We start from the raw sequence: 3,838 nt of genomic DNA, 5'->3' as shown, positions 1-3,838 counted from the left end.
CGCGGACAGCGGGCGTCCCGGAGCCTTCCGGGGCGCCCGCTTCTTTCCGTCTCTCCGTCGCAGTGCCCCTCTCGCCATCGCAGACGGGGCTAGGACTCCCGGCGGTGCCGGCCCGCCGACTCACGCTCCTTCGCGGCGGCCTCCTCCGCCTCCATCTCCGCGAAGACGTCGATCGGCGCGGGCGCCTTCGCCAGGAAGACCCACGTGAGCCAGACGGCCAGCAGGAACGGTGGGATCTTCAAAGCGATCAGCACCCAGCCCAGCTGGGTGGTGTCGGCCCACCAGTAGAGGGGGAAGAGGATCGCGCACTTGGCGAGCAGGATCAGACCCCAGGCCCAACTGGCCTTCGCATACGCCTTCTTGCGGCCCGGGTTGCGGGTCCGCCAGGAGAGGTTCTCCTTGAAGACGGGGCCGAGGATGAGCCCGATCAGCGGGACTCCGGCGAGCGTGGTGATGATGTACGCCAGCGCCAGGCCCAGCGTGTAGAGCATGCCGGGCAGATAGAAGTCCTTCGCGTTGCCGGTCATCATCGCGAAGACCACGCCGAACGCCACCCCGAACACACCGCTGAAGGCATGCTTCACGGTGTCCTTCATGGCGAGGCGCACCACGACCAGCACCAAGGACACCGCGAGCGCGGCGAGCGCCGACAGGTGCAGGTCCTTGTTGAGGGTGAAGATGGTGACGAAGAACAGGCCGGGCACCACGGTCTCGACCATGCCGCGGACCCCGCCGAACGCCTCGAAGAGCGCGGCCTCGGTCACCGCCCGCGAATCCTGCTGGGCGTCTTCGGTCGGCTTCTCGAGTGACGTCACCGGCTACTCCCGTCCGAGCGGTCTGAGTTCGTACTTCGGGTTGAACAGCACTGTGCGGCCCCGGATCATGGAGATCCGGCCCGACGCGATCAGCTTGCGACCCGGTTCTATGCCGACGATGGAGCGCCTACCGAGCCACACCACGTCCAAGGCCGCCGAACCGTCGAACAGCTCGGCCTCCAGCGCGGGGACACCGGCCCGGGGACGCAACGTGACCGTGCGCAAGGTACCAGTAACCGTGACGATCTGCCGGTCGTGGCAGTCGCCGATCCGTGTACAGCCCGTGGTCTCGGCGTCCTCCCGTAGCTCCTCGGACTCCAGGTCCTCCTGTGACGAGGAGAGCCGGTCGAGCATGCGCCGGAGGCGGCCGACCGGCCTTTCGGAGCGAGAAACAGCACTCATATCGCAAGCGTACCGGGGCGCGCCGACGCCGACCCACTCACGGCACCGTCCCGCCGCCCGGCTCACTTCTCGAACCGATACCCCATCCCGGGCTCCGTGATGAAGTGCTTCGGATGCGACGGGTCCATCTCCAGCTTCCGCCGCAGCTGGGCCATGTACACCCGCAGGTAGTTCGTCTCCGTCCCGTACGACGGCCCCCACACTTCCTGCAGCAGCTGCTTCTGGCTGACCAGGCGACCCGTGTTGCGTACGAGCACCTCCAGCAGATGCCACTCCGTAGGGGTGAGGCGTACGTCCTTCCCCGCCCGGTTCACCTTCTTCGCGGCCAGGTCGACGGTGAAGCCGTCGGTCTCCACGATCACGTCGTCCTCGCCGCCCCCGTTCGGCTCGGCCCTGCGGACGGCGGCGCGCAGACGCGCCAGCAGCTCGTCCATGCCGAACGGCTTGGTGACGTAGTCGTCGGCGCCCGCGTCCAGCGCCTCCACCTTCTCGTCCGACGAGTGCCGGGCGGACAGCACCAGGATCGGTACCCGGGTCCAGCCGCGCAGCCCCTTGATCACCTCGACGCCGTCCATGTCGGGCAGCCCGAGGTCCAGGACCACGACGTCGGGGTGGCGGGCGGCCGCGAGCTGGAGCGCGGTCGTGCCGTCGGCGGCCGCGTCGACCTCGTACTTGCGCGCCTTGAGGTTGATCACGAGGGCGCGCACGATCTGCGGCTCGTCGTCGACCACGAGCACCCGGGTCATGTGGTTTGCCTTTCTGCTTCGGCCAGTCGTACGGGGCCGTGGAGGCCTTCCACGGCCCGGAGGGTGAGGACCATGGTGAGCCCGCCGCCGGGGGTGTCCTCGGCGTTCAGGGTGCCACCCATGGCCTCGGCGAAGCCGCGGGCGACCGCCAGGCCGAGGCCGACACCGGCGCCGCGCGGTGCGTCACCGTAGCGCTGGAAGGGCTCGAAGATCCGTTCCTTCGCGTCGTCGGGCACTCCCGGGCCGCGGTCGACGATACGGACCTCCACGCGGTCGGCGATGGCGCTCGCGGAGACCAGGACAGGCGTGGCGAAGGGGCTGTACTTGACGGCGTTCTCGACGAGGTTGGCGACCGTGCGCTCCAGCAGCCCGGCGTCCACGTCGACCATCGGCAGCGTCTCCGGAATGTCCAGCTCCACGCTGTCCTCCGGCACGCCGCCGAGGGCCATGGGTACGACCTCGTCCAGATCGACCGTGCGGAACAGGGGGGTGACGGTGCCGGTCTGCAGACGTGACATGTCCAGCAGGTTGCCCACCAGGTGGTCGAGCCGGTCGGCGCCCTCCTCGATCGACGCCAGCAGCTCGGCGCGGTCCTCCTCGGACCACTCGACGTCCTCGGACCGCAGGGAGGTCACCGATGCCTTGATGCCGGCCAGTGGGGTGCGCAGATCGTGGCTGACGGCGGCCAGCAGCGCCGTGCGGATACGGTTGCCCTCGGCCAGCGCCCGGGCCTGCTCGGCCTCCTGCTGCAGGCGCTGGCGGTCCAGGGCCACGACGGCCTGCGCGGCGAAAGCGGCCAGCACCCGGCGGTCGGAAGCGGGCAGAACGCGCCCGGACAGCGCCAGCGCCATGTGGTCCCCGATCAGTACCTCCACGTCGGCGTCCTCGGGCCGCTCGGCCGCCGCGCCCGGCCCCACGCTGCCTGCGCAGGTCCACGGATCGACCTCGCTCGTCCGCTCCAGCAGCGCGGCGGCGTCCATGCCGAACGTCTCGCGCACTCGCTCGAGGAGCTCGTCCACGCTGGTCTCGCCCCGCAGCACGCTGCCCGCGAGAAAGGAGAGGATCTCCGACTCGGCGCGCAGACGGGCGGCCTGATGGGTGCGCCTGGCCGCGAGGTCCACCACCGAGGCCACCGACACCGCGACCGCGACAAAGATCACGATCGCGACGATGTTCCTCGGGTCGGCGACGGTAAGCCGGTGCAGCGGGGGCGTGTAGTAGTAGTTCAGCAGCAGTGAGCCGAAGGCCGCGGAGGCCAGGGCCGGGGAGAGCCCGCCGAGCAGAGCCGCCGCCACGGTCAGCGCCAGGAACAGCAGCATGTCGTTGGCGAGGCCGAGGTCGACGGCGTTCAGCAGCAGCGCGAGGACGATCGGGCCGAGGATGCCGACCAGCCAGCCCGCCACGATGCGCGAACGGCCGAGACGGGCACCCCGGGCGACCGGGAGACCGCGCCCCTTGGCGACCTCCCCGTGCGTGACGATGTGCACGTCGAGGTCGGGGCCGGACTCGCGGGCCACCGTCGCGCCGACGCCGGGTCCGAAGATGTACTGCCAGGGCTTGCGGCGCGAGGAGCCGAGGACGATCTGGGTGGCGTTGACGCCGCGTGCGAAGTCCAGAAGCGCCGCGGGGATGTCCTCGCCCACCACATGGTGGAAGGTGCCGCCCAGGTCCTCGACGAGGGTGCGCTGGACGGCCAGCTCCTTGGGCGAGGCCGAGGTGAGTCCGTCGGTGCGGGAGATGTAGACGGCGAGCACCTCGCCGCCGGCGCCCTTCTCCGCGAGCCGCGCGGCCCGGCGGATCAGCGTGCGCCCCTCGGGTCCGCCCGTCAGGCCCACGACGATGCGCTCGCGCGAACCCCAGATCTTCGACACCCGG

Annotated in this window: 4 protein-coding genes; all 4 read right to left on the bottom strand. The window is 70.5% G+C overall.

From position 1 onward, the window contains the following. Nucleotides 1-89 precede the first annotated feature (89 nt). Nucleotides 90-815, bottom strand: a complete 726-nt coding sequence (locus VXC91_RS43280) for a DUF3159 domain-containing protein (RefSeq protein ID WP_329512840.1) — start codon at nt 813-815, stop codon at nt 90-92. 3 nt (nt 816-818) lie between these two features. Continuing rightward, nucleotides 819-1,217: an OB-fold nucleic acid binding domain-containing protein gene (locus VXC91_RS43275; protein ID WP_329512839.1), complete on the bottom strand. Its 399-nt coding sequence runs from the start codon at nt 1,215-1,217 to the stop codon at nt 819-821. Nucleotides 1,218-1,279: 62 nt separating this feature from the next. Beyond that, nucleotides 1,280-1,963 carry a response regulator gene (locus VXC91_RS43270; protein WP_329512838.1) on the bottom strand — a complete coding sequence of 228 codons (684 nt, stop codon included), beginning with the start codon at nt 1,961-1,963 and terminating at the stop codon, nt 1,280-1,282. Then, the coding region (locus tag VXC91_RS43265) for an ATP-binding protein (RefSeq protein WP_329512837.1) at nt 1,960-3,838 on the bottom strand (1,879 nt) is incomplete at its 5' end. The genes VXC91_RS43265 and VXC91_RS43270, both read right to left, overlap by 4 nt.

It is taken from the genome of Streptomyces chiangmaiensis, from assembly GCF_036281785.1.
GTDB lineage: Bacteria > Actinomycetota > Actinomycetes > Streptomycetales > Streptomycetaceae > Streptomyces > Streptomyces chiangmaiensis.
This window is presented reverse-complemented; position numbering and strand designations above follow the sequence as displayed.

What these genes read in the sequence shown, in the direction of transcription:
- VXC91_RS43275 (WP_329512839.1), bottom strand. Translation starts at nt 1,217, where the DNA reads ATGAGTGCTGTTTCTCGCTCCGAAAGGCCGGTCGGCCGCCTCCGGCGC.
- VXC91_RS43270 (WP_329512838.1), bottom strand. Translation starts at nt 1,963, where the DNA reads ATGACCCGGGTGCTCGTGGTCGACGACGAGCCGCAGATCGTGCGCGCC.